The sequence below is a fragment of the Kitasatospora papulosa genome, assembly GCF_000717245.1.
Lineage (GTDB): Bacteria > Actinomycetota > Actinomycetes > Streptomycetales > Streptomycetaceae > Streptomyces > Streptomyces papulosus.
On sequence record NZ_JNYQ01000001.1, the window covers coordinates 996,680 to 1,016,034 of the forward strand.

Annotated in this window: 17 protein-coding genes; 16 read left to right on the forward strand and 1 reads right to left on the reverse strand. The window is 70.9% G+C overall.

Annotated features, from left to right (window positions below):
- Nucleotides 1-120: 120 nt before the first annotated feature.
- Nucleotides 121-684, reverse strand: a complete 564-nt coding sequence (locus IA22_RS0104410) for a beta-class carbonic anhydrase (RefSeq protein ID WP_015576831.1) — start codon at nucleotides 682-684, stop codon at nucleotides 121-123.
- 411 nt (nucleotides 685-1,095) lie between these two features.
- On the opposite strand from IA22_RS0104410, the gene rsmH reads away from it, so the two are divergent.
- The 16 genes from rsmH to IA22_RS0104490 all read left to right on the forward strand — a co-directional run bounded on the left by rsmH (nucleotide 1,096) and on the right by IA22_RS0104490 (nucleotide 19,166).
- Nucleotides 1,096-2,061, forward strand: a complete 966-nt coding sequence (rsmH, locus tag IA22_RS0104415; RefSeq protein ID WP_014156740.1) for a 16S rRNA (cytosine(1402)-N(4))-methyltransferase RsmH — start codon at nucleotides 1,096-1,098, stop codon at nucleotides 2,059-2,061.
- Between the two features lie 49 nt (nucleotides 2,062-2,110).
- Nucleotides 2,111-2,653 (forward strand): cell division protein FtsL, encoded by a 543-nt coding sequence (ftsL, locus tag IA22_RS0104420; protein WP_030122785.1) that lies wholly within the window; start codon nucleotides 2,111-2,113, stop codon nucleotides 2,651-2,653.
- A 4-nt stretch (nucleotides 2,654-2,657) separates the two neighbouring features.
- Nucleotides 2,658-4,652, forward strand: coding sequence for a peptidoglycan D,D-transpeptidase FtsI family protein (locus IA22_RS0104425; protein ID WP_030122786.1), 1,995 nt, complete (start codon nucleotides 2,658-2,660; stop codon nucleotides 4,650-4,652).
- A gap of 16 nt (nucleotides 4,653-4,668) precedes the next feature.
- A complete protein-coding gene (locus IA22_RS0104430) occupies nucleotides 4,669-6,396 on the forward strand; it encodes a UDP-N-acetylmuramoyl-L-alanyl-D-glutamate--2,6-diaminopimelate ligase (protein WP_014156743.1) in 1,728 nt (575 codons plus the stop codon).
- A 4-nt stretch (nucleotides 6,397-6,400) separates the two neighbouring features.
- Complete coding sequence (locus IA22_RS0104435) at nucleotides 6,401-7,819, forward strand: UDP-N-acetylmuramoyl-tripeptide--D-alanyl-D-alanine ligase (protein ID WP_014156744.1); 1,419 nt, start codon at nucleotides 6,401-6,403, stop codon at nucleotides 7,817-7,819.
- Nucleotides 7,816-8,886, forward strand: coding sequence for a phospho-N-acetylmuramoyl-pentapeptide-transferase (gene mraY, locus IA22_RS0104440; protein WP_014156745.1), 1,071 nt, complete (start codon nucleotides 7,816-7,818; stop codon nucleotides 8,884-8,886). The genes IA22_RS0104435 and mraY overlap by 4 nt, the downstream gene beginning before the upstream one ends.
- Nucleotides 8,868-10,349, forward strand: coding sequence for a UDP-N-acetylmuramoyl-L-alanine--D-glutamate ligase (gene murD / locus IA22_RS0104445; protein ID WP_199818250.1), 1,482 nt, complete (start codon nucleotides 8,868-8,870; stop codon nucleotides 10,347-10,349). Before mraY ends, murD begins: the two co-directional genes overlap by 19 nt.
- A 126-nt stretch (nucleotides 10,350-10,475) precedes the next feature.
- A complete protein-coding gene (gene ftsW / locus IA22_RS0104450; protein WP_015576826.1) occupies nucleotides 10,476-11,933 on the forward strand; it encodes a putative lipid II flippase FtsW in 1,458 nt (485 codons plus the stop codon).
- Between the two features lie 6 nt (nucleotides 11,934-11,939).
- Complete coding sequence (gene murG / locus IA22_RS0104455) at nucleotides 11,940-13,034, forward strand: undecaprenyldiphospho-muramoylpentapeptide beta-N-acetylglucosaminyltransferase (RefSeq protein WP_014156748.1); 1,095 nt, start codon at nucleotides 11,940-11,942, stop codon at nucleotides 13,032-13,034.
- Nucleotides 13,035-13,083: 49 nt separating this feature from the next.
- Nucleotides 13,084-13,878, forward strand: coding sequence for a cell division protein FtsQ/DivIB (locus tag IA22_RS0104460; protein ID WP_030122790.1), 795 nt, complete (start codon nucleotides 13,084-13,086; stop codon nucleotides 13,876-13,878).
- A gap of 276 nt (nucleotides 13,879-14,154) precedes the next feature.
- Nucleotides 14,155-15,369: a cell division protein FtsZ gene (gene ftsZ / locus IA22_RS0104465; RefSeq protein ID WP_014156750.1), complete on the forward strand. Its 1,215-nt coding sequence runs from the start codon at nucleotides 14,155-14,157 to the stop codon at nucleotides 15,367-15,369.
- A 17-nt stretch (nucleotides 15,370-15,386) separates the two neighbouring features.
- Nucleotides 15,387-16,121, forward strand: coding sequence for a peptidoglycan editing factor PgeF (pgeF, locus tag IA22_RS0104470; RefSeq protein ID WP_015576825.1), 735 nt, complete (start codon nucleotides 15,387-15,389; stop codon nucleotides 16,119-16,121).
- A 6-nt stretch (nucleotides 16,122-16,127) separates the two neighbouring features.
- Nucleotides 16,128-16,847, forward strand: a complete 720-nt coding sequence (locus tag IA22_RS0104475; protein WP_014156752.1) for a YggS family pyridoxal phosphate-dependent enzyme — start codon at nucleotides 16,128-16,130, stop codon at nucleotides 16,845-16,847.
- 126 nt (nucleotides 16,848-16,973) lie between these two features.
- Nucleotides 16,974-17,585 (forward strand): cell division protein SepF, encoded by a 612-nt coding sequence (locus tag IA22_RS0104480; RefSeq protein ID WP_014156753.1) that lies wholly within the window; start codon nucleotides 16,974-16,976, stop codon nucleotides 17,583-17,585.
- Between the two features lie 68 nt (nucleotides 17,586-17,653).
- On the forward strand, nucleotides 17,654-17,950 hold the full coding sequence (locus IA22_RS0104485) for a YggT family protein (RefSeq protein ID WP_014156754.1): 297 nt from the start codon (nucleotides 17,654-17,656) through the stop codon (nucleotides 17,948-17,950).
- A gap of 49 nt (nucleotides 17,951-17,999) precedes the next feature.
- Nucleotides 18,000-19,166 carry a DivIVA domain-containing protein gene (locus IA22_RS0104490; protein ID WP_030122791.1) on the forward strand — a complete coding sequence of 389 codons (1,167 nt, stop codon included), beginning with the start codon at nucleotides 18,000-18,002 and terminating at the stop codon, nucleotides 19,164-19,166.
- The last annotated feature ends 189 nt before the right edge of the window (nucleotides 19,167-19,355 follow it).

A 19,355-nucleotide genomic window follows, 5' to 3' on the forward strand; every position in this document is an offset into this window, starting at 1 on the left:
CCCCGGAGGACCCGGAGAGACGTCACACCCGCATTCTTGTTGCCGTTACCGCTTCGTGTCACTCGCCTCCCGGCAAGTGAGCGTGAAATGCCGGGTGTGGTCCGTATGTCGGGGGGTGCGTCAGGCGGCGGGAAGGATTTCGCGCAGCTTGCCCGTGGTCACGTCGAAGACGAAGCCGCGGACGTCGTCCGTGTGCAGGAGGAAAGGCGAGGTGCGCACGCGCTGCATCGACTGCCGGACGTCCTGGTCGGCGTCCGAGTAGGCCTCCACCGCCCAGGCCGGGCGCTGCCCGACCTCGAGCTCCAGCTCCTGCCGGAATCCCTCGGTGAGCGACTCCATGCCGCAGTTCGTGTGGTGGATGAGGATGACGCTGCGGGTACCGAGCGCCCGCTGGCTGATGGTCAGGGAGCGGAGCACGTCGTCGGTGACCACGCCGCCCGCGTTGCGGATGGTGTGGCAGTCGCCGAGCTCCAGACCGAGCGCCCGGTGGAGGTCGAGGCGGGCGTCCATGCAGGCGACGACGGCGACCTTCAGTACGGGGCGCGCGTCCATGCCCGGATCGGTGAACGCCTCCGCGTACCGCGTGTTCAGGCCGAGCAGACGGTCGGTGACCGTCCCTTCGCCGGCGGCACCGGAGGTGGTGGGGGAATCGGTCTCGGCGGAGGACTGCGCAGAAGTCGACATGGCTACGACGTTAACCTTCGCGACCGCTCGGAGCGTGCTGTGGAAGGGGACAAAGAACGTCAACGTCGCTTGTTGTGAGGTAACCCACACGCCCTGCGATCCGCCCCGCCGGCCGTGTGAGGTTCCCGACCACCGCCGGGGCGCTGCGACGCGCAGCGCGGTTCGTTGATCGGGAATGGATCGAATGGCAGGGTGGACTAAAGTGACCCGAAGTTACCGACACGCCTGCACATTCTGCATATTTGTACATGTTTCGAGTTCCCCGTGATGTGCGGCGTACCTGCGGCCCGGCCCTCTCCCGCCCGTCGGCCGGCCGACGCCTCTTCCCCGGCGCCGGCCGACCTCCCCTTCCGGGCGGGTGGGGACCAGACCGCATGTACGGCCACACGGGGCAGAGCCTGAGAGGGCGCTTTGAGCCAGACCCGACACGTCCCGGTGATGCTCCAGCGATGCCTGGACCTGCTGGCCCCGGCTCTGGAGGCGACAGGACCGCAGCCCCCGGTCGTCGTCGACTGCACCCTCGGGCTCGGAGGCCACAGCGAAGCGCTGCTCGCGGCCTTCCCCGCGGCCCGGCTGGTCGCCCTGGACCGCGACAAGGAGGCGCTGAGGCTGTCCGGCGAGCGCCTCGCACCGTACGGCGACCGCGCCACCCTGGTGCACGCCGTCTACGACGAACTCCCCGAGGTCCTCGACCGGCTGGGGATCCCCAAGGTCCAGGGCGTGCTGTTCGACCTCGGCGTCTCCTCCATGCAGCTGGACGAGGCCGACCGCGGCTTCGCCTACGCGCAGGACGCGCCGCTCGACATGCGCATGGACCAGACGACCGGCATCGGCGCGGCGGAGGTGCTCAACACCTACCCGCCGGGCGAACTCGTGCGGATCCTGCGCGCGTACGGCGAGGAGAAGCAGGCCAAGCGCATCGTCTCGGCCGTCGTGCGCGAACGCGAGAAGGAGCCCTTCAGCAACAGCGCGCGCCTCGTCGAGCTGATCCGCGACTCCCTGCCGCAGGCGGCCAAGCGCACCGGCGGCAATCCGGCCAAGCGCACCTTCCAGGCGCTGCGCATCGAGGTCAACGGCGAACTCACCGTCCTGGAACGGGCCGTTCCGGCCGCCGTCCGGAGTCTGGCCGTCGGCGGCCGGATCGCCGTCCTGTCGTACCACTCCCTCGAGGACCGTCTCGTCAAGCAGGTGTTCGCGGCCGGTGCGGCCAACACGGCGCCGCCCGGACTGCCCGTCGTGCCCGAGCGCTACCAGCCCCGGCTGAAGCTGCTGACCCGCGGTGCCGAACTGCCCACCGAGGAGGAGGTCGCCGAGAACCGGCGTGCCGCCCCCGCCCGGCTGCGCGGCGCCCAGCGGATCCGCGAGGAGGAGCGATGAGCTCCCCCCGCCCTGCGGGCCGCACGCCGAGGAGGACGGTGGAGACCCGGTGACCAGGACGGCCGAGCAGGCGAAGGGGAGGGCCGGCCGGCTCGCCCGGCTGATGCCGTCGGGGCCGAGCACCGCCGCCCGCACCCCCTTCGTCCTGCTGGTCGTGCTGCTCCTCGCGGGTGGCCTGATCTCGCTCCTCCTGCTGAACTCGGCGCTCAATGAAGGATCGTTCAGGCTGAGCAAGCTCAAGCGCGAGACCACCGAGCTCACCGACGAGCAGCAGGCCCTCCAGCGGGACGTCGACAGTTACTCCGAGCCGGACGCGCTCGAACGCCGGGCCAGGGAGCTCGGCATGGTGCCCGGCGGCAGCCCCGCCTTCCTGAACCCGGACGGCACGGTCAGCGGAGTGCCCGAACGGGCCACAGCGCAGCCCTCCACCCCCACCGCGCTTCCCGCACCCGAGGCGAGTGTTCCGGTGCCCACCGGGCAGCCCTCCCCGCCCGGCCCGACGTCCCCCTCCGCGTCACCCGCGCCCTCGGACTCTCCCGTGACGCCGTCCACGGCGGCCACCACCCCCGCCCCGACCACCACCGGCAGGTGACGCAGTGCCGTCCAAGGAACCGCCGCGCCGTCGCGTACCCGGCCCCGCGCGCTCCCGCAACGCGGCGGGCGGACCGGGGCGCGCGCGGCCCGCGGCCCGAGCCGAGGACCGCCGCCCCCGGCGCCCGGCGGCGCCCGCGAAACGGCGCGGTGCCTCCCCGCAGGCCATCCGCCTGGGCAGCCCGCGCCCCCGGCTGCGCCTGATCAGCCTCTGCCTGACCCTCGTCATGCTGGCCTTCGTGGTCCGGCTCCTCCAGGTCCAGGCGGTCGACGCCAACGCGTACACCGCCAAGGCCGAGAAGAACCGGTACCTGGAGTACACGATCGCCGCCGAGCGCGGAGAGATCACCGACCGCAGCGGAATCTCCCTGGCCACCAGCGTCGACGCGCACGACATCACCGCCGACCCCAAGCTGTTCACCCCCGAGGACAGCAAGGCCCCGGACGCCCCGCAGCAGGCGGCGGCGCTGCTCGCCCCGATCCTCGGCAAGGACGAGGCCGAACTGGCGAAGAAGCTCTCCACCCCGAAGAGCCGCTACACGGTCCTGGCCCGGAGGCAGACCCCGCAGGTCTGGAAGCAGATCAAGGACCTCAAGTCCGTCTTCGCGGAGAAGGCGGCCGAGGACAGGGCGAAGGGCGGCCCCGGGGCCAACGTGCTGGCCGGAGTCCTCCAGGAGCCGACCACCCGACGCGTCTACCCCAACGGCAACCTCGCCGCCGGGATACTGGGATTCGTCAACGCCGAGGGGAAGGGCGGCGGCGGCCTGGAGGCGCAGCTGAACAAGAAGCTCCAAGGCGAGGACGGCAAGATCCGCTACGCCCAGGCGGGCGGCCGCCCCGTCCCCACGGCCGGCTCCACGGAGATCCCGGCCGTCGCCGGCACCGACGTCGAGCTGACGATCGACCGCGACATCCAGTGGGCCGCCCAGCGGGCCATCGCCGACCAGGTGGAGAAGTCCCGGGCCGACCGCGGCTACGTGATCGTCCAGAACACGAGGACCGGCGAGGTGCTGGCCATGGCCAACGCCCCGGGCTACGACCCGAACGACCTCGCGCAGAGCGATTCCGCGGCCCTCGGCAACGCGGCCCTCCAGGACGTGTACGAACCCGGCTCCACCAGCAAGGTCATGTCCATCGCCGCCGTGCTGGAGGAGGGCGCGGCCACACCCGACACGCACGTCACCGTCCCCAACCGGCTGCACCGCGGTGACCGGCTCTTCAGGGACGACGTCGACCACCCCACCTGGTACCTCACGCTCAACGGCGTACTGGCCAAGTCGAGCAACATCGGCACCATCCTGGCCACCGGGCAGCTGGGGAAGACCCAGCCCGAGGCCAACAAGGTGCTGTACTCCTACCTGCGCAAGTTCGGCCTCGGCAGCACGACCGGGCTCGACTACCCGGGCGAATCGCCCGGCATCGTGGCCAAGCCCCAGGACTGGTCCACCTCGCAGCAGTACACGATCCCGTTCGGGCAGGGCCTCTCCCTCAACGCCATGCAGGCCGCCTCGGTGTACCAGACCATCGCCAACGGCGGGGTCCGGATCGAGCCCACCCTCGTCCGCGGGACCAAGGACGCGGGCGGCCGCTACACCGCGTCGGACGCCCCGAAGCGGACCCGGGTGGTCAGCGAGAAGACGGCCGGAACCCTGGCGAAGATGCTGGAGTCCGTCGTGGACGACAGGGAGGGCACCGGCACCAAGGCCCACATCCAGGGCTACCGGGTCGCCGGCAAGACGGGCACGGCCAACCGGGTCGACCCGGTGCGCGGCGTCTACAAGGGCTACACCGCGTCGTTCGCCGGCTTCGCGCCCGCCGACGACCCCCAGGTCACCGTGTACTGCGCGATCCAGAACCCCACCGAGGGAAGCTACTTCGGCGGTCAGATCTGCGGCCCGATCTACAAGAAGGTCATGGAGTTCGCCCTCAAGACCCTCCAGACACCCCCGTCCGGCAAGGCCCCCGCCCGGCTGCCGGTGTCCTTCAAGCCCGGCGAGTGACTCGGGGGAACCCTCAGTGACGACCATCACCCCTGATCCCGGGAACCGGAACGAGAAGTACCGCCACCCCGCCCCCTCACTTCGCGGGAGGCCGGGTCCGCCCGGTACGCTCACCGCCGTGCCCCACGCTGATCAGTTCCAAACCACTCAGAAGGACGCGCCTGTGAACTACCCGGGAGCGCCCCGACCGGACCGGCTCAGGCCGACGTCCCTCGGAGAGCTGGCAGCCCGGCTCGGTGCCGGACCGCAGGACGCCGGTGAGGTCACCGGCATCACCCACGACTCGCGGGCCGTGCGCCCCGGGGACGTGTACGCGGCTCTGCCCGGTGCCCGCTTCCACGGCGCCGACTTCTCCGCACAGGCCGCCGGCCTCGGCGCGGCCGCGATCCTCACCGACCCGGCAGGCGCCGAACGCGCCGCCGCCACCGGCCTCCCGGTCCTCGTCACCGACGACCCGCGCGGCCGGATGGGCGACCTCGCGGCCGAGATCTACGGACGGCCGGGCGTCGGCCTCCTCCAGATCGGGATCACCGGAACGTCCGGCAAGACCACCACCGCGTATCTCGTCGAGGGCGGGCTGCGCGGCGCCGGACGCAGCACCGGACTGATCGGCACCGTCGAGATGCGCATCGGCGACGAGCGCATCAAGTCGGAGCGCACCACCCCGGAAGCCACCGATCTCCAGGCCTTGTTCGCCGTCATGCGCGAACGCGGTGTCGAGGCCGTGGCCATGGAGGTCTCCAGCCACGCCCTGGTGCTCGGCCGGGTCGACGGCTGCGTCTTCGACGTCGCCGTGTTCAACAACCTCAGCCCGGAGCACATGGAGTTCCACTCCGGGATGGAGGACTACTTCCAGGCCAAGGCGCAGCTGTTCACCCCGGAGCGCAGCAAGCTCGGCGTCGTCAACTTCGACGACGAGTACGGCCGCAGGCTGGTCGACGAGGCGTCCGTCCCGGTCGTCACCTTCTCCGCGGAGGGCCACCCGGACGCCGAGTGGCGTGCCGAGGACGTCGAAGTCGGCCCCCGGGACAGCACCTTCACCGTGATCGGCCCCAAGGGCGAGCGCGTCACCGCCAAGGCTCCGCTGCCCGGCCCGTTCAACGTCGCCAACACCCTCGCCGCGATCGTCACCCTGGCCGTCGCGGGCATCGACCCGCAGATCGCCGCCGACGGCGTCGCGGGCGTCCCCGGTGTCCCCGGCAGGCTGGAACGGATCGACGCCGGACAGCCGTACCTCGCGGTCGTCGACTACGCGCACAAGACCGACGCCGTCGAGTCCGTCCTGCGCTCCCTGCGGAAGGTCACCGAGGGCCGGGTGCACATCGTGCTCGGCTGCGGTGGTGACCGGGACACGACGAAGCGCGGCCCGATGGGCGCCGCCGCGGCCCGGCTCGCCGACACCGCCGTACTGACCTCGGACAACCCCCGCTCAGAGGACCCGCTCGGGATCCTCGCCGCGATGCTCTCCGGCGCCGCCGAAGTACCCGTCCACGAACGCGGCGACGTGCTCGTCGACGCCGACCGGGCCGCGGCCATCGCGGCCGCGGTCGCCCGGGCGGAACCGGGGGACACCGTGCTGGTGGCCGGAAAGGGCCACGAACAGGGGCAGGACATCCACGGCGTGGTACGCCCCTTCGACGACCGCAAGGTCCTGCGCGAGGCCATCGAGCGCTCGGGACGCACCGGCGCCGGGCACGCCTCGGAGGACCACGTACACACCCACGAGAACAACAGTCAGGGATGACCAAGTGATCGCCCTCTCCCTCGCCGAGATCGCCGGAATCGTCGGCGGGCAGCCGCACGACGTGCCGGACCTGTCCGCCACCGTCACGGGCCCCGTCGTCATCGACTCCCGGGAGGTGCGGCAGGGCTCCCTGTTCGCCGCGTTCGCGGGTGAACGCGTCGACGGCCACGACTACGCGGAGCGCGCCGTCGAGGCGGGTGCCGTGGCCGTGCTCGCGGCCCGCCCCGTCGGCGTCCCGGCGATCGTCGTCGACGACGTCGTGGCCGCCCTCGGCGCCCTCGCCCGTGCGGCCGTCGAACGTCTCGGCACCACCGTCGTCGCGCTGACCGGATCGGCGGGCAAGACGTCCACGAAGGACCTCATCGCCCAGATCCTGGAACGCAAGGCGCCCACGGTCTGGACGCCCGGCTCCCTCAACAACGAGATCGGACTCCCGCTCACCGCGCTGCGCGCCACGGCGGAAACCCGCCATCTCGTGCTCGAGATGGGCGCCCGGGGCATCGGCCACATCGAGTACCTCGCCGGCCTGACGCCCCCTCGGATCGGCCTGGTCCTCAACGTGGGCAGCGCCCACATCGGGGAGTTCGGCAGCCGCGAGGCGATCGCGCAGGCCAAGGGCGAACTCGTCGAGGTCCTGCCCGAGGACGGCGCGGCGGTCCTGAACGCCGACGACCCGCTCGTGCGGGCGATGGCGTCCCGCACAAAGGCCCGGGTGATCCTCTTCGGGGAGGCCCCGGATGCGGACGTACGGGGAGAGAACGTGCGGCTCACGGACGACGGGCGGCCCGCTTTCGCCCTTCACACACCCACCGGGTGCAGCGACGTGACCTTGCGCCTGTACGGTGAGCACCACGTGTCGAACGCGCTCGCCGCGGCCGCCGTCGCCCATGAGTTGGGCATGTCCGTGACCGAGATCGCCGATGCGCTCTCCGGGGCGGGCACCCTCTCCCGCTGGCGCATGGAGGTCACCGAGCGTCCGGACGGTGTGACGGTCGTCAACGACGCCTACAACGCGAACCCCGAATCCATGAAGGCCGCACTCCGTGCGCTGGCCGCCATGGGCAAGGCCCGACAGGCAGCCGGGGGGCGCACGTGGGCGGTGCTCGGTCAGATGGCCGAGCTCGGTGACGCGTCGCTCGCCGAGCACGACGCGGTCGGACGGCTCGCCGTCCGGCTCAACGTCAGCAAGCTCGTCGCTGTCGGAGGACAAGAAGCCTCCTGGCTGCAACTGGGCGCATATAACGAGGGTTCGTGGGGTGAGGAGTCGGTGCACGTGTCCGACGCACAGGCGGCCGTCGACCTGTTGCGCAGTGAACTGCGCCCGGGAGACGTCGTGCTGGTGAAGGCGTCCCGGTCGGTCGGCCTGGAGAAGGTCGCCCTGGCACTGCTGGAGACGACCGAGGGCGAGGTCGCCGTCCGATGAGACAGATCCTCTTCGCGGGGGCCATAGGGCTCTTCCTGACCCTGGTCGGAACTCCGCTGCTGATCAAACTTCTGGCCCGCAAGGGCTACGGGCAGTTCATCCGGGACGACGGCCCGCGTACCCACGGCAGCAAAAAGGGCACGCCCACCATGGGTGGTATCGCCTTCATCCTGGCCACGATCATCGCCTACGTACTGGCGAAGGTGATCACCGGCGAGGAGATGCGCTTCTCCGGTGTGCTCGTCCTGTTCCTGATGGCGGGGATGGGCCTCGTCGGCTTCCTCGACGACTACATCAAGATCGTGAAGCAGCGCTCGCTGGGGCTGCGGGCCAAGGCGAAGATGGCCGGCCAGCTGATCGTCGGCATCGCCTTCGCGGTGCTCTCGCTCCAGTTCGCCGACCTCAGGGGCAACACCCCGGCCTCCACCCGGCTCTCCTTCGTCGAGGACTTCGGCTGGTCCATCGGGCCGGTGCTCTTCGTCGTCTGGGCGCTGTTCATGATCCTCGCCATGTCCAACGGCGTGAACCTGACGGACGGTCTGGACGGTCTGGCCACCGGTGCGTCGGTGATGGTCTTCGGTGCGTACACCTTCATCGGGCTGTGGCAGTTCCAGGAGTCCTGCGCCAACGCCACCACCCTGACCAACCCCAGCGCCTGCTTCGAGGTACGCGATCCCCTCGACCTCGCGGTCGTGGCCTCCGCCCTGATGGGCGCCTGCTTCGGCTTCCTGTGGTGGAACACCTCGCCCGCGAAGATCTTCATGGGTGACACCGGCTCGCTGGCCCTCGGCGGCGCGCTCGCCGGTCTCGCGATCTGCTCCCGGACCGAGTTCCTGCTGGCCATCCTCGGCGGCCTGTTCGTGATGATCACGATGTCCGTGGTCATCCAGGTCGGCTCCTTCAAGATGACCGGCAAGCGCGTCTTCCGCATGGCCCCGCTCCAGCACCACTTCGAACTCAAGGGGTGGTCCGAGGTCCTGGTGGTGGTCCGCTTCTGGATCATCCAGGGCATGTGCGTGATCGTCGGACTGGGCCTCTTCTACGCCGGATGGGCAGCCAAGAAGTGAGCAACGTGGACTGGCAGGGCAAGCACGTCACGGTCGCCGGGCTCGGCGTCAGCGGGATCCCCGCGGCCCGCGCCCTGCACGAGCGGGGAGCCCTCGTCACCGTCGTCAACGACGGCGACGACGAGCGCTCCCGCGCCCAGGCCGCCGAACTGGAGGAATGGGCTGCCGCGCGCAGTGCCTCCGGCGAGGGCGGTGGCGGGTCACGCGAAGGCATCACCGTCCGCCTAGGTGACGGCGACACCCTGCCCGAGTCCACCGAGCTCGTCGTCACGGCTCCCGGCTGGAAGCCCGACAAGCCGCTCTTCCTGGCAGCCGCCGAGGCGGGCGTCCCCGTGTGGGGCGACGTCGAACTCGCCTGGCGGCTGCGGGGGCCCGACGCCGCACCCTGGCTCGCGGTCACCGGCACCAACGGCAAGACCACGACCGTGCGGATGCTCGCCTCGATCCTCGAAGCGGCCGGCCTGCGCACGGCCGCCGTCGGGAACATCGGGGTGTCCCTGCTGGACGCGGTGCTCGGCGACGAGACGTACGACGTGCTCGCCGTCGAGCTCTCCAGCTACCAGCTCCACTGGGCGCCGTCCCTGCGCGCCCACTCCGGGGCGGTCCTCAACCTGGCCCCCGACCACCTCGACTGGCACGGCTCCATGGCCGGCTACGCCGCGGACAAGGGCCGGATCTACGAGGGCAACAGCGTCGCCTGCGTGTACAACGCGCAGGACGCGGCGACCGAGGACCTCGTGCGCGAGGCCGACGTCGAGGAGGGCTGCCGGGCCATCGGCTTCACCCTCGGCACACCCGGCCCCTCGCAGCTCGGACTGGTCGACGGCATCCTCGTCGACCGGGCGTTCGTCGCCGACCGGCAGAAGCAGGCCCAGGAGCTCGCCGAGGTCGGCGACGTCGATCCACCGGCCCCCCACAACATCGCCAACGCCCTGGCCGCGGCGGCACTGGCCCGCGCCTTCGGCGTGCCGCCCGCGGCCGTTCGCGACGGGCTACGGGCCTTCCGCCCCGACGCCCACCGCATCGAACACGTCGCCGACGTCGCCGGTGTCACCTACATCGACGACTCCAAGGCCACCAACACCCACGCCGCCGAGGCGTCGCTCGCCGCCTACGAACCGATCGTCTGGATCGCCGGCGGCCTGGCCAAGGGGGCCACCTTCGACGGACTGGTCACCGGTGCCGCGAAACGGCTGCGGGGCGTCGTGCTGATGGGCGCCGACCGGGCGCTCATCAAGGAAGCCCTGGCGCGACACGCCCCCGAGGTACCGGTGGTCGACCTCGACCGGACCGACACTGGGGCGATGCCGGCGGCGGTCCTCGAAGCGGCACGGCTGGCCCGGCCGGGCGACACCGTCCTGCTGGCTCCGGCCTGCGCCTCGATGGACATGTTCGTCAACTACAACAAGCGGGGCGAGGCGTTCGCGGACGCGGTCCGCCGACTCGCCGACGAGAGCGCCTGACGGGTCCGGCCCCCGCGTCGTACCGTGCCGGAGGACCTGAGCGTCCGGGACCCGGTCATGAGCAGCACCGCCGGGGCCGCGCCCCGGCGACAGCCCCGGGCACGAGCAGTGGAGGGGACAGCGACGATGCCGGCCGACGAGAGCTCAGCCGCGAGCGGGACCGACCGTTCACGGGCGGGAGCGGCGATCAGCCGGGCGCTCACCCCGCCCCTGCTCGCCGGGCCGCTGCCCGCGGGACCCGCGCCCTTCGCCGGGCTCGCCCTGCGGAGCCGGCCGGCCACCGGATCCCGGCGGCCCCCCGCGCCGCGCGGAGGCCGCGGAGCGGGCACTCCGCCCCGGCCGGGCCGCAGGGCCGGGGTGCGGCAGACCTACGAACGGGCACGACGGGCCTGGGACCGCCCTCTGACGGCGTACTACCTGATCCTCGGTGCCGGGCTGCTGATCACCGTCCTCGGGCTCGTCATGGTCTACTCCGCCTCGATGATCAAGGCCCTGGAGCTGTCCAGGCCCAGCACGTACTTCTTCCGCAAGCAGTTCATCGCCGCCGTGATCGGGGCAGGGCTGATGATGCTGGCCTCCCGCATGCCCCTCAAACTCCACCGGGCGCTGGCCTACCCGCTGCTCGCGGGCACGGTCTTCCTGATGGTCCTGGTGCAGGTGCCCGGGATAGGGATGTCGGTCAACGGCAACCAGAACTGGATCTACCTGGGCGGTCCCTTCCAGCTCCAGCCCAGTGAGTTCGGCAAACTCGCCCTGATCCTCTGGGGTGCGGACCTGCTCGCCCGGAAGCAGGACAAACGGCTCCTGGCCCAGTGGAAACACATGCTGGTGCCGCTGGTTCCGGTCGCCTTCATGCTGCTCGGGCTGATCATGCTCGGTGGCGACATGGGCACCGCGATCATCCTCACCGCGATCCTCTTCGGCCTGCTCTGGCTGGCCGGGGCCCCCACCCGGCTCTTCGCCGGGGTGCTCGGCTTCGCCGTGCTCATCGGATTCCTGCTCATCAAGACCAGCCCCAACCGGATGTCCCGGCTCTCCTGCATCGGAGCGTCCGAGCCGGGCCCCGGTGACTCGTGCTGGCAGGCGGTGCACGGAATCTACGCGCTCGCCTCCGGCGGCTGGTTCGGTTCCGGGCTCGGCGCGAGTGTGGAAAAATGGGGTCAACTTCCCGAGCCTCACACCGACTTCATCTTCGCCATCACAGGGGAGGAACTGGGCCTGGCGGGGACGCTGTCGGTGCTGGCCCTCTTCGCGGCTCTAGGCTATGCGGGTATCCGCGTGGCCGGACGCACGGAGGACCCCTTCGTGAGGTACGCAGCGGGAGGCGTGACCACCTGGATCACGGCGCAGGCCGTGATCAACATCGGTGCGGTGCTCGGCCTGTTGCCGATCGCCGGTGTCCCGCTGCCGCTGTTCTCCTACGGGGGCTCGGCCCTGCTGCCGACCATGTTCGCCGTGGGGCTCATGATTGCCTTCGCGCGGGAGGACCCTGCCGCGAGAGCGGCCCTGGCCATGCGGAGGCCCGGGGTCAGATGGAAGACGATGAGACGGCGCGTCATGAAGCGTCCGTCCGGAGAGCGGTGAATTTCGGTGCATGTCGTACTCGCCGGCGGGGGGACCGCCGGGCACATCGAGCCCGCGCTTGCCCTCGCAGACGCCCTGCGCAGGCAGGACCCGACCGTGGGAATCACTGCCCTCGGCACGGAACGCGGACTCGAGACCAGGCTCGTACCCGAGCGGGGGTACGACCTGGCACTGATCCCTGCCGTGCCCCTGCCGCGCAAGCCCACACCCGAGCTGATCACCGTCCCGGGACGGCTGCGCGGCACCATCAAGGCCGCCGAGCAGATCCTGGAACGCACCAAGGCGGACTGCGTGGTCGGCTTCGGCGGCTACGTCGCCCTGCCCGGCTATCTCGCGGCCAAGCGCGTCGGCGTCCCGATCGTCGTCCACGAGGCCAACGCCCGGCCGGGCCTGGCCAACAAGATCGGTTCGCGCTACGCCCACGGCGTCGCCGTCTCCACCCCGGACAGCAAACTGCGCGGCGCCCGCTACATCGGCATCCCGCTGCGCCGGACCATCGCCACGCTGGACCGTGCGCGGGTCCGTCCTGAGGCCCGGGCCGCGTTCGGGCTCGACCCCAACCTGCCGACCCTGCTGGTCTCCGGAGGCTCGCAGGGCGCCCGCCACCTCAACGAGGTCGTCACGCGGATCGCGCCGCTGCTCCAGCGCTCCGGGATCCAGATCCTCCACGTGGTCGGGCCGAAGAACGAATTGCCGCGTATCGACAACATGCCCGGGATGCCGCCCTACATCCCGGTACCGTACGTGGACCGGATGGATCTCGCGTACGCCGCGGCCGACATGATGCTCTGCCGTGCGGGTGCGATGACCGTCGCCGAACTCTCCGCCGTCGGACTGCCCGCCGCCTATGTCCCGTTGCCCATCGGCAACGGCGAACAGCGGCTGAACGCCCAGCCGGTGGTCAACGCCGGCGGCGGTCTGCTGGTGGACGACGCGGCGCTGACCCCGGAGTGGGTGCAGGGCAACGTCCTGCCGGTGCTCTCGGATCCGCACCGGCTGTACGAGATGTCCCGCGCGGCCGCGGAGTTCGGGCGCCGGGACGCCGACGACCTGCTCGTCGGCATGGTGTACGAGGCGATCGCCGCACGCCGACAGGCGTGAGGCCGGGCGGGTCCGGGGCGCACGCCCCGGGCCCGGCGAAGGAGCGAGCGTGGCCGGACCGACGACCGCCCAGCGCGGCGAGGCCGAGCGGGCCGACACCCCGGCCCGCCCGCCCCACATCGGCCCCGAGGGGCGCCGGCTGACCGGCAGGACGCGACTGATCCTGGCGGCGGTCGGCGCGGTCCTGATCGCCGCGGCCGTCGTCTGGGTCCTCTACGGGTCCTCCTGGCTGCGGCTGGAGCGGGTGACGACCACCGGCACCGACGTCCTGACCCGGAGCGAGGTCGAGACCGCGGCAGCGGCCCCTCTGGGCTCTCCGCTGGTCTCCGTGGACACCGACGCGATCGCGGACCGGTTGCGGCGGAAGCTGCCGCGTATCGACTCCGTGGATGTCGTACGGTCATGGCCGCACGGCGTCAGCCTCGAAGTGACCGAGCGTAAACCGGTCCTGTTGGTCGCAAAGGGCGAGAAGTTCATCGAAGTGGACGCGAAGGGCGTGCGCTTCGCGACCGTGGACGAGGCGCCCCCGCACGTGCCGATGCTGGAGATGAAGCCCGACAGGTCGGCGAGCCTGCGCCGCTTCGGCGGCGACCGTCTGCTGCGGGAAGCGGTCCGTGTCGCGGGGGACCTCCCGGGGAAGGTGGCCGGGGAGACCCGGACCGTACGGGTGACCTCGTACGACTCCGCCGTCCTCGAACTGACCCGTGGACGCACCGTGATGTGGGGTAGCAGCGAGGAGGGGCCCGCGAAGGCGCGGGTCCTGACCGCTCTCATGAAAGCGTCCCCCAAAGCGGGACACTTCGACGTGAGTGCTCCCACCGCCCCTGCGGTGTCGAAGAGTTGACGCGCGTTTCGCCTGGCCAGCCCCCTGGTTGGTCAGCGCTACGGGTGATCACATAGGGTGAAAAGAAAACCGGGAGGTTCGGCGTGTTCGTTGAACGTGCGCCACTTGTCGACTTAGTGTCCTGTTCGGAAGAGTCCACGAAGCAGACACACTGGTAACCCTAAACTTCAGCGTTAGGGTTTGGGTCGGCGTCCGGACCGACCCAATCGGCATCCGTCGTCGCGGCAGGACTACCGCGAAGCGACGACACATAACTCGAGGCGAGAGGCCTTCGACGTGGCAGCACCGCAGAACTACCTCGCAGTCATCAAGGTCATCGGTGTCGGCGGCGGTGGTGTCAATGCCATCAACCGAATGATCGAGGTCGGTCTCAAGGGCGTCGAGTTCATCGCCATCAACACCGATGCGCAAGCACTGTTGATGAGCGACGCCGACGTCAAGCTCGACGTCGGCCGTGAACTCACCCGTGGCCTCGGCGCCGGGGCGAACCCGGCCGTCGGTCGTAAGGCGGCAGAGGACCACCGTGAGGAGATCGAGGAGGTCCTCAAGGGGGCCGACATGGTCTTCGTCACCGCCGGAGAAGGCGGCGGCACCGGCACAGGCGGCGCACCCGTCGTCGCCAACATCGCGCGCTCGCTGGGCGCCCTGACGATCGGTGTGGTCACCCGCCCGTTCACCTTCGAGGGCCGGCGGCGCGCGAACCAGGCGGAGGACGGCATCGCCGAGCTCCGCGAAGAGGTCGACACCCTCATCGTCATCCCCAACGACCGGCTGCTGTCCATCTCGGACCGCCAGGTCAGCGTGCTCGACGCGTTCAAGTCGGCCGACCAGGTGCTGCTCTCGGGTGTCCAGGGCATCACCGACCTCATCACCACCCCCGGCCTGATCAACCTCGACTTCGCCGACGTCAAGTCGGTCATGTCCGAGGCCGGATCGGCGCTCATGGGCATCGGCTCCGCCCGCGGTGACGACCGCGCGGTGGCCGCCGCGGAGATGGCGATCTCCTCGCCGCTCCTGGAGGCGTCCATCGACGGCGCCCGCGGTGTCCTGCTCTCCATCTCCGGCGGCAGCGACCTCGGTCTCTTCGAGATCAACGAGGCCGCCCAGCTGGTGAGCGAGGCGGCCCACCCGGAGGCGAACATCATCTTCGGCGCGGTCATCGACGACGCGCTCGGCGACGAGGTGCGGGTCACCGTCATCGCCGCGGGCTTCGACGGCGGGCAGCCGCCGGCGCGCCGGGAGAACGTGCTCGGGTCGAGCGCGGCCAAGCGCGAGGAGCCCGCCCCGCCGGCCCGCACCCCCGAGCCGGCGCGCCAGACCGGTGGGCTCGGTTCCGTGCCCCCGCGCGAGGAGCCCCAGGCCCCGGCGGCCGAGCCGGCGCCCGTGGCGAACGAGACGTCGCTGCCGGTGACCCCGCCGCACGTCCCGACGGCCCGCCCCTACCAGGACACCCAGGCCGAAGAGCTGGACGTCCCGGACTTCTTGAAGTGATAGGTCCGCAGCACGCGGTGAGAGCCGCGGGGTCTTCGGCGGGCGGCGCCCACTTCGCCTTCACCGACCGGTGGGGCGGAGTGAGCGCCGTTCCGTACGAGGAGCTCAACCTCGGCGGCGCGGTCGGTGACGACCCCGCCGCCGTCCGTACGAACCGCGCGCGCGCCGCACGTTCCCTCGGTCTCGACCCGGCCCGGGTGGTCTGGATGAACCAGGTGCACGGGCGGGACGTCGCCGTGGTCGACGGCCCGTGGGGCGACGCCCCCGCGGACGTCCCCGCGGTGGACGCCGTCGTGACGTCGCGGCGCGGTCTCCCGCTCGCGGTGCTCACCGCCGACTGCACCCCCGTGCTGCTCGCCGATCCGGCAGCCGGCGTCGTCGCGGCCGCCCACGCGGGACGGCCCGGTCTGGTCGCGGGGGTGGTTCCGGCCGCGGTCGAGGCCATGATCGCGCTCGGTGCCGAACCGTCCGGGATCACCGCGTACACCGGACCGGCCGTCTGCGGACGGTGCTACGAGGTCCCGGAGCAGATGCGGGCCGAGGTCGCCGCGGCGGTCCCGGCCTCGTGGTCGGAGACCAGCTGGGGCACTCCCGCGGTGGACGTCACGGCCGGGGTCCACGCCCAGCTCGACGAGCTCGGCGTCGTCGACCGGCACAGCTCGCCGTTCTGCACCCTGGAGTCCGGCGACCATTTCTCGTACCGCCGGGACCGCACCACGGGGCGGCTCGCCGGTTATGTCTGGTTGGACTGATAGGGCATGACGGATCGCAGGACCCAACTCGCCGAGAACCTGGCACAGGTGGAGGAGCGCATCGCGTCCGCCTGCGCCTCGGCGGGCCGCGAGCGGGAGGACGTGACCCTCATCGTGGTCACCAAGACCTACCCCGCGAGCGATGTGCGCATTCTGTACGAACTCGGCGTGCGTCAGGTCGCGGAGAACCGTGACCAGGATGCGGCGCCGAAAGCCGCCGCTTGCGCGGATCTGTCGCTCACCTGGCACTTCGTCGGACAGCTGCAGACCAACAAAGTCCGTTCCGTGGCCGGTTATGCCGGAGTCGTGCAGTCGGTGGACCGGGTGAAGCTGGTCACCGCGCTCTCGGCGGCGGCGGTCAGGGGCGGGCGCGAACTCGGCTGCCTCATCCAGGTCGCCCTCGACGCGGAGAGCGGCGAGCGCGGGGACCGGGGCGGCGTCGCACCGGACGCGATCGAGGAGTTGGCCGCGTCGGTGGAGGAGGCGGAGGGCCTCAGGCTCGACGGACTCATGACGGTCGCGCCGCTCGCCGGTCCCTACGCCGGCCGGCAACGGGCCGCGTTCGACCGGCTGGTGGAATTCTCGTCCCGCCTGCGCGGGAACCATCCGGCTGCGAACATGGTCTCTGCCGGGATGAGCGCGGATCTCGAGGACGCGATCGCGGCCGGGGCGACACATGTACGCGTCGGTACGGCGGTACTCGGAGTCCGACCCCGGCTCGGGTAACGTCGCGAAGCAGGTCGGACCACAGCAGAAAATATGGTCATTCCCGCTCACGCGGACTGGCCGGAGTGGATCGCGGGCACTTGGTGACACGAATGCCGATCCACCACAGAGCGGAGGACTCGGAGCATGGCCGGCGCGATGCGCAAGATGGCGGTCTACCTCGGCCTCGTGGAGGACGATGGGTACGACGGTCCGGGGTTCGACCCCGACGACGAATTCGAACCCGAGCCGGAGCCCGAGCGCGACCGGCGGCGGCACCAGCCCGCGCATCCGGTGGAGCGGGAACGGGACGAACCGGTGCGATCGGTGCAACCGCCCGCACCACGGGAACCGGTTCAGCTCCCGGCGGAAAGCGGACGACCCGCCCGAATCGCCCCCGTGGCATCCATCACACCTGACCGTCCGAACCTGGAGAAGAACGCACCGGTGATCATGCCCAAGGTCGTGTCCGAGCGTGAGCCCTACCGGATCACCACGCTGCACCCCAGGACCTACAACGAGGCCCGTACCATCGGGGAACACTTCCGCGAGGGCACTCCGGTGATCATGAACCTCACGGAGATGGACGACACCGATGCGAAGCGACTTGTCGACTTTGCCGCGGGACTCGTCTTCGGTCTCCATGGCAGCATTGAGCGTGTGACGCAGAAGGTGTTCCTGTTGTCGCCTGCTAACGTCGATGTCACGGCGGAGGACAAGGCCCGCATCGCAGAGGGCGGGTTCTTCAACCAGAGCTGAGAACACCGGGAACAAAGCCGGCCGGGAGGCCGGGGCTACGAAAGCCAGGGGAGAGGGAAGCGCGGGACATGGGCGTCGCACTGGATGTGGTCTACATCGCGCTGATGTGTTTCCTCATCGTGCTGATCTTCCGGCTGGTCATGGACTATGTCTTCCAGTTCGCACGTTCATGGCAGCCAGGCAAGGCGATGGTGGTCGTTCTCGAGGGCACTTACACTGTCACGGATCCACCGTTGAAGCTTCTGCGGCGGTTCATACCGCCGTTGCGTCTCGGGGGCGTGGCACTTGACCTGTCCTTCTTCGTTCTGATGATCATCGTCTACATTCTGCTCAGCCTCGTGGGCAAGCTTGCGAGCAGCGTGTGAACGATACGGTCTTGCCGACTGCCGACGACTACGTAGAGGTGAAGAAGAGATGCCGCTGACCCCCGAGGACGTGCGGAACAAGCAGTTCACGACCGTCCGCCTCCGAGAAGGCTATGACGAGGACGAGGTCGATGCCTTCCTCGACGAGGTCGAGTCGGAACTGACCCGGCTGCTCCGTGAGAACGAGGACCTGCGCGCCAAGCTGGCCGCCGCCACGCGTGCGGCCGCGCAGAACCAGCAGCAGCAGGGCATGCGTAAACCGCCGGAGCAGCAGCAGCAGGAGAGGCCGGGCGCCCCGGTGCCCGCCGCCATATCGGGTCCGCCGGTCCAGCAGCAGCAGCCTCCGCAGATGGGTCCCCCCCAGCTGCCCGGTGGCGCTCCGCAGCTGCCCGCCGGTCCCAGCGGCCATGGCCCCCAGGGCGGCCACGGTCCCGGTCCGCAGGGCCCGCACGGCCCCGGCCCGATGCAGGGCGGTCCCATGGGTGGCCCGATGGGCGGCCCCATGGGTGGTCACGCTCAGCAGCAGCAGATGCAGCAGCAGATGCAACAGCAACAGCAGCAGCAGATGCAGCAGCCCGGTCAGGGCCCCGGTGGCGACAGCGCCGCCCGTGTCCTCTCCCTCGCCCAGCAGACCGCCGACCAGGCGATCGCGGAGGCCCGCTCCGAGGCCAACAAGATCGTCGGTGAGGCGCGCAGCCGTGCCGAGGGCCTGGAGCGCGACGCCCGTGCCAAGGCGGACGCCCTGGAGCGGGACGCGCAGGAGAAGCACCGCGTGGCGATGGGCTCGCTGGAGTCGGCCCGCGCGACGCTGGAGCGCAAGGTCGAGGACCTGCGTGGCTTCGAGCGCGAGTACCGGACCCGTCTGAAGTCCTACCTGGAGAGCCAGCTGCGTCAGCTGGAGACCCAGGCCGACGACTCGCTGGCCCCGCCGCGGACCCCCGCCGCCGCCTCGCTGCCGCCGTCGCCCTCGCTGGCTCCGGCCGGTGCGGGTTCGATGGGGCACGCCATGGGCGGCAGCCACGGTGGCCACGGCAGCCAGCAGATGGGCGGCGGCAACCAGTCGATGGGCGGTGGCCCGTCCTACGGTGGCGGCCAGCAGCAGATGTCGCCCGCGATGACGCAGCCGATGGCACCGGTGCGGCCGCAGGCGCCGCAGCCGATGCAGCAGGCCCCGTCGCCGATGCGCGGGTTCCTCATCGACGAGGACGACAACTGAGCGGTTCGCGCTCGCTGAGCGCGTAGCCGTCGGCAGGCTAGGGCCGGGCCCCGGGGTTTTCCCCGGGGCCCGGCCCTTTTGCGCTGCCCGGTCGCGGGACGGGGCCGCTGCGTGGGGCTCGTCCCCTGCCCGCCTCCCCTGCAACCGGGGATCCGCCCCCGGACCCCGCTCCTCGATCGCCGGAGGGGC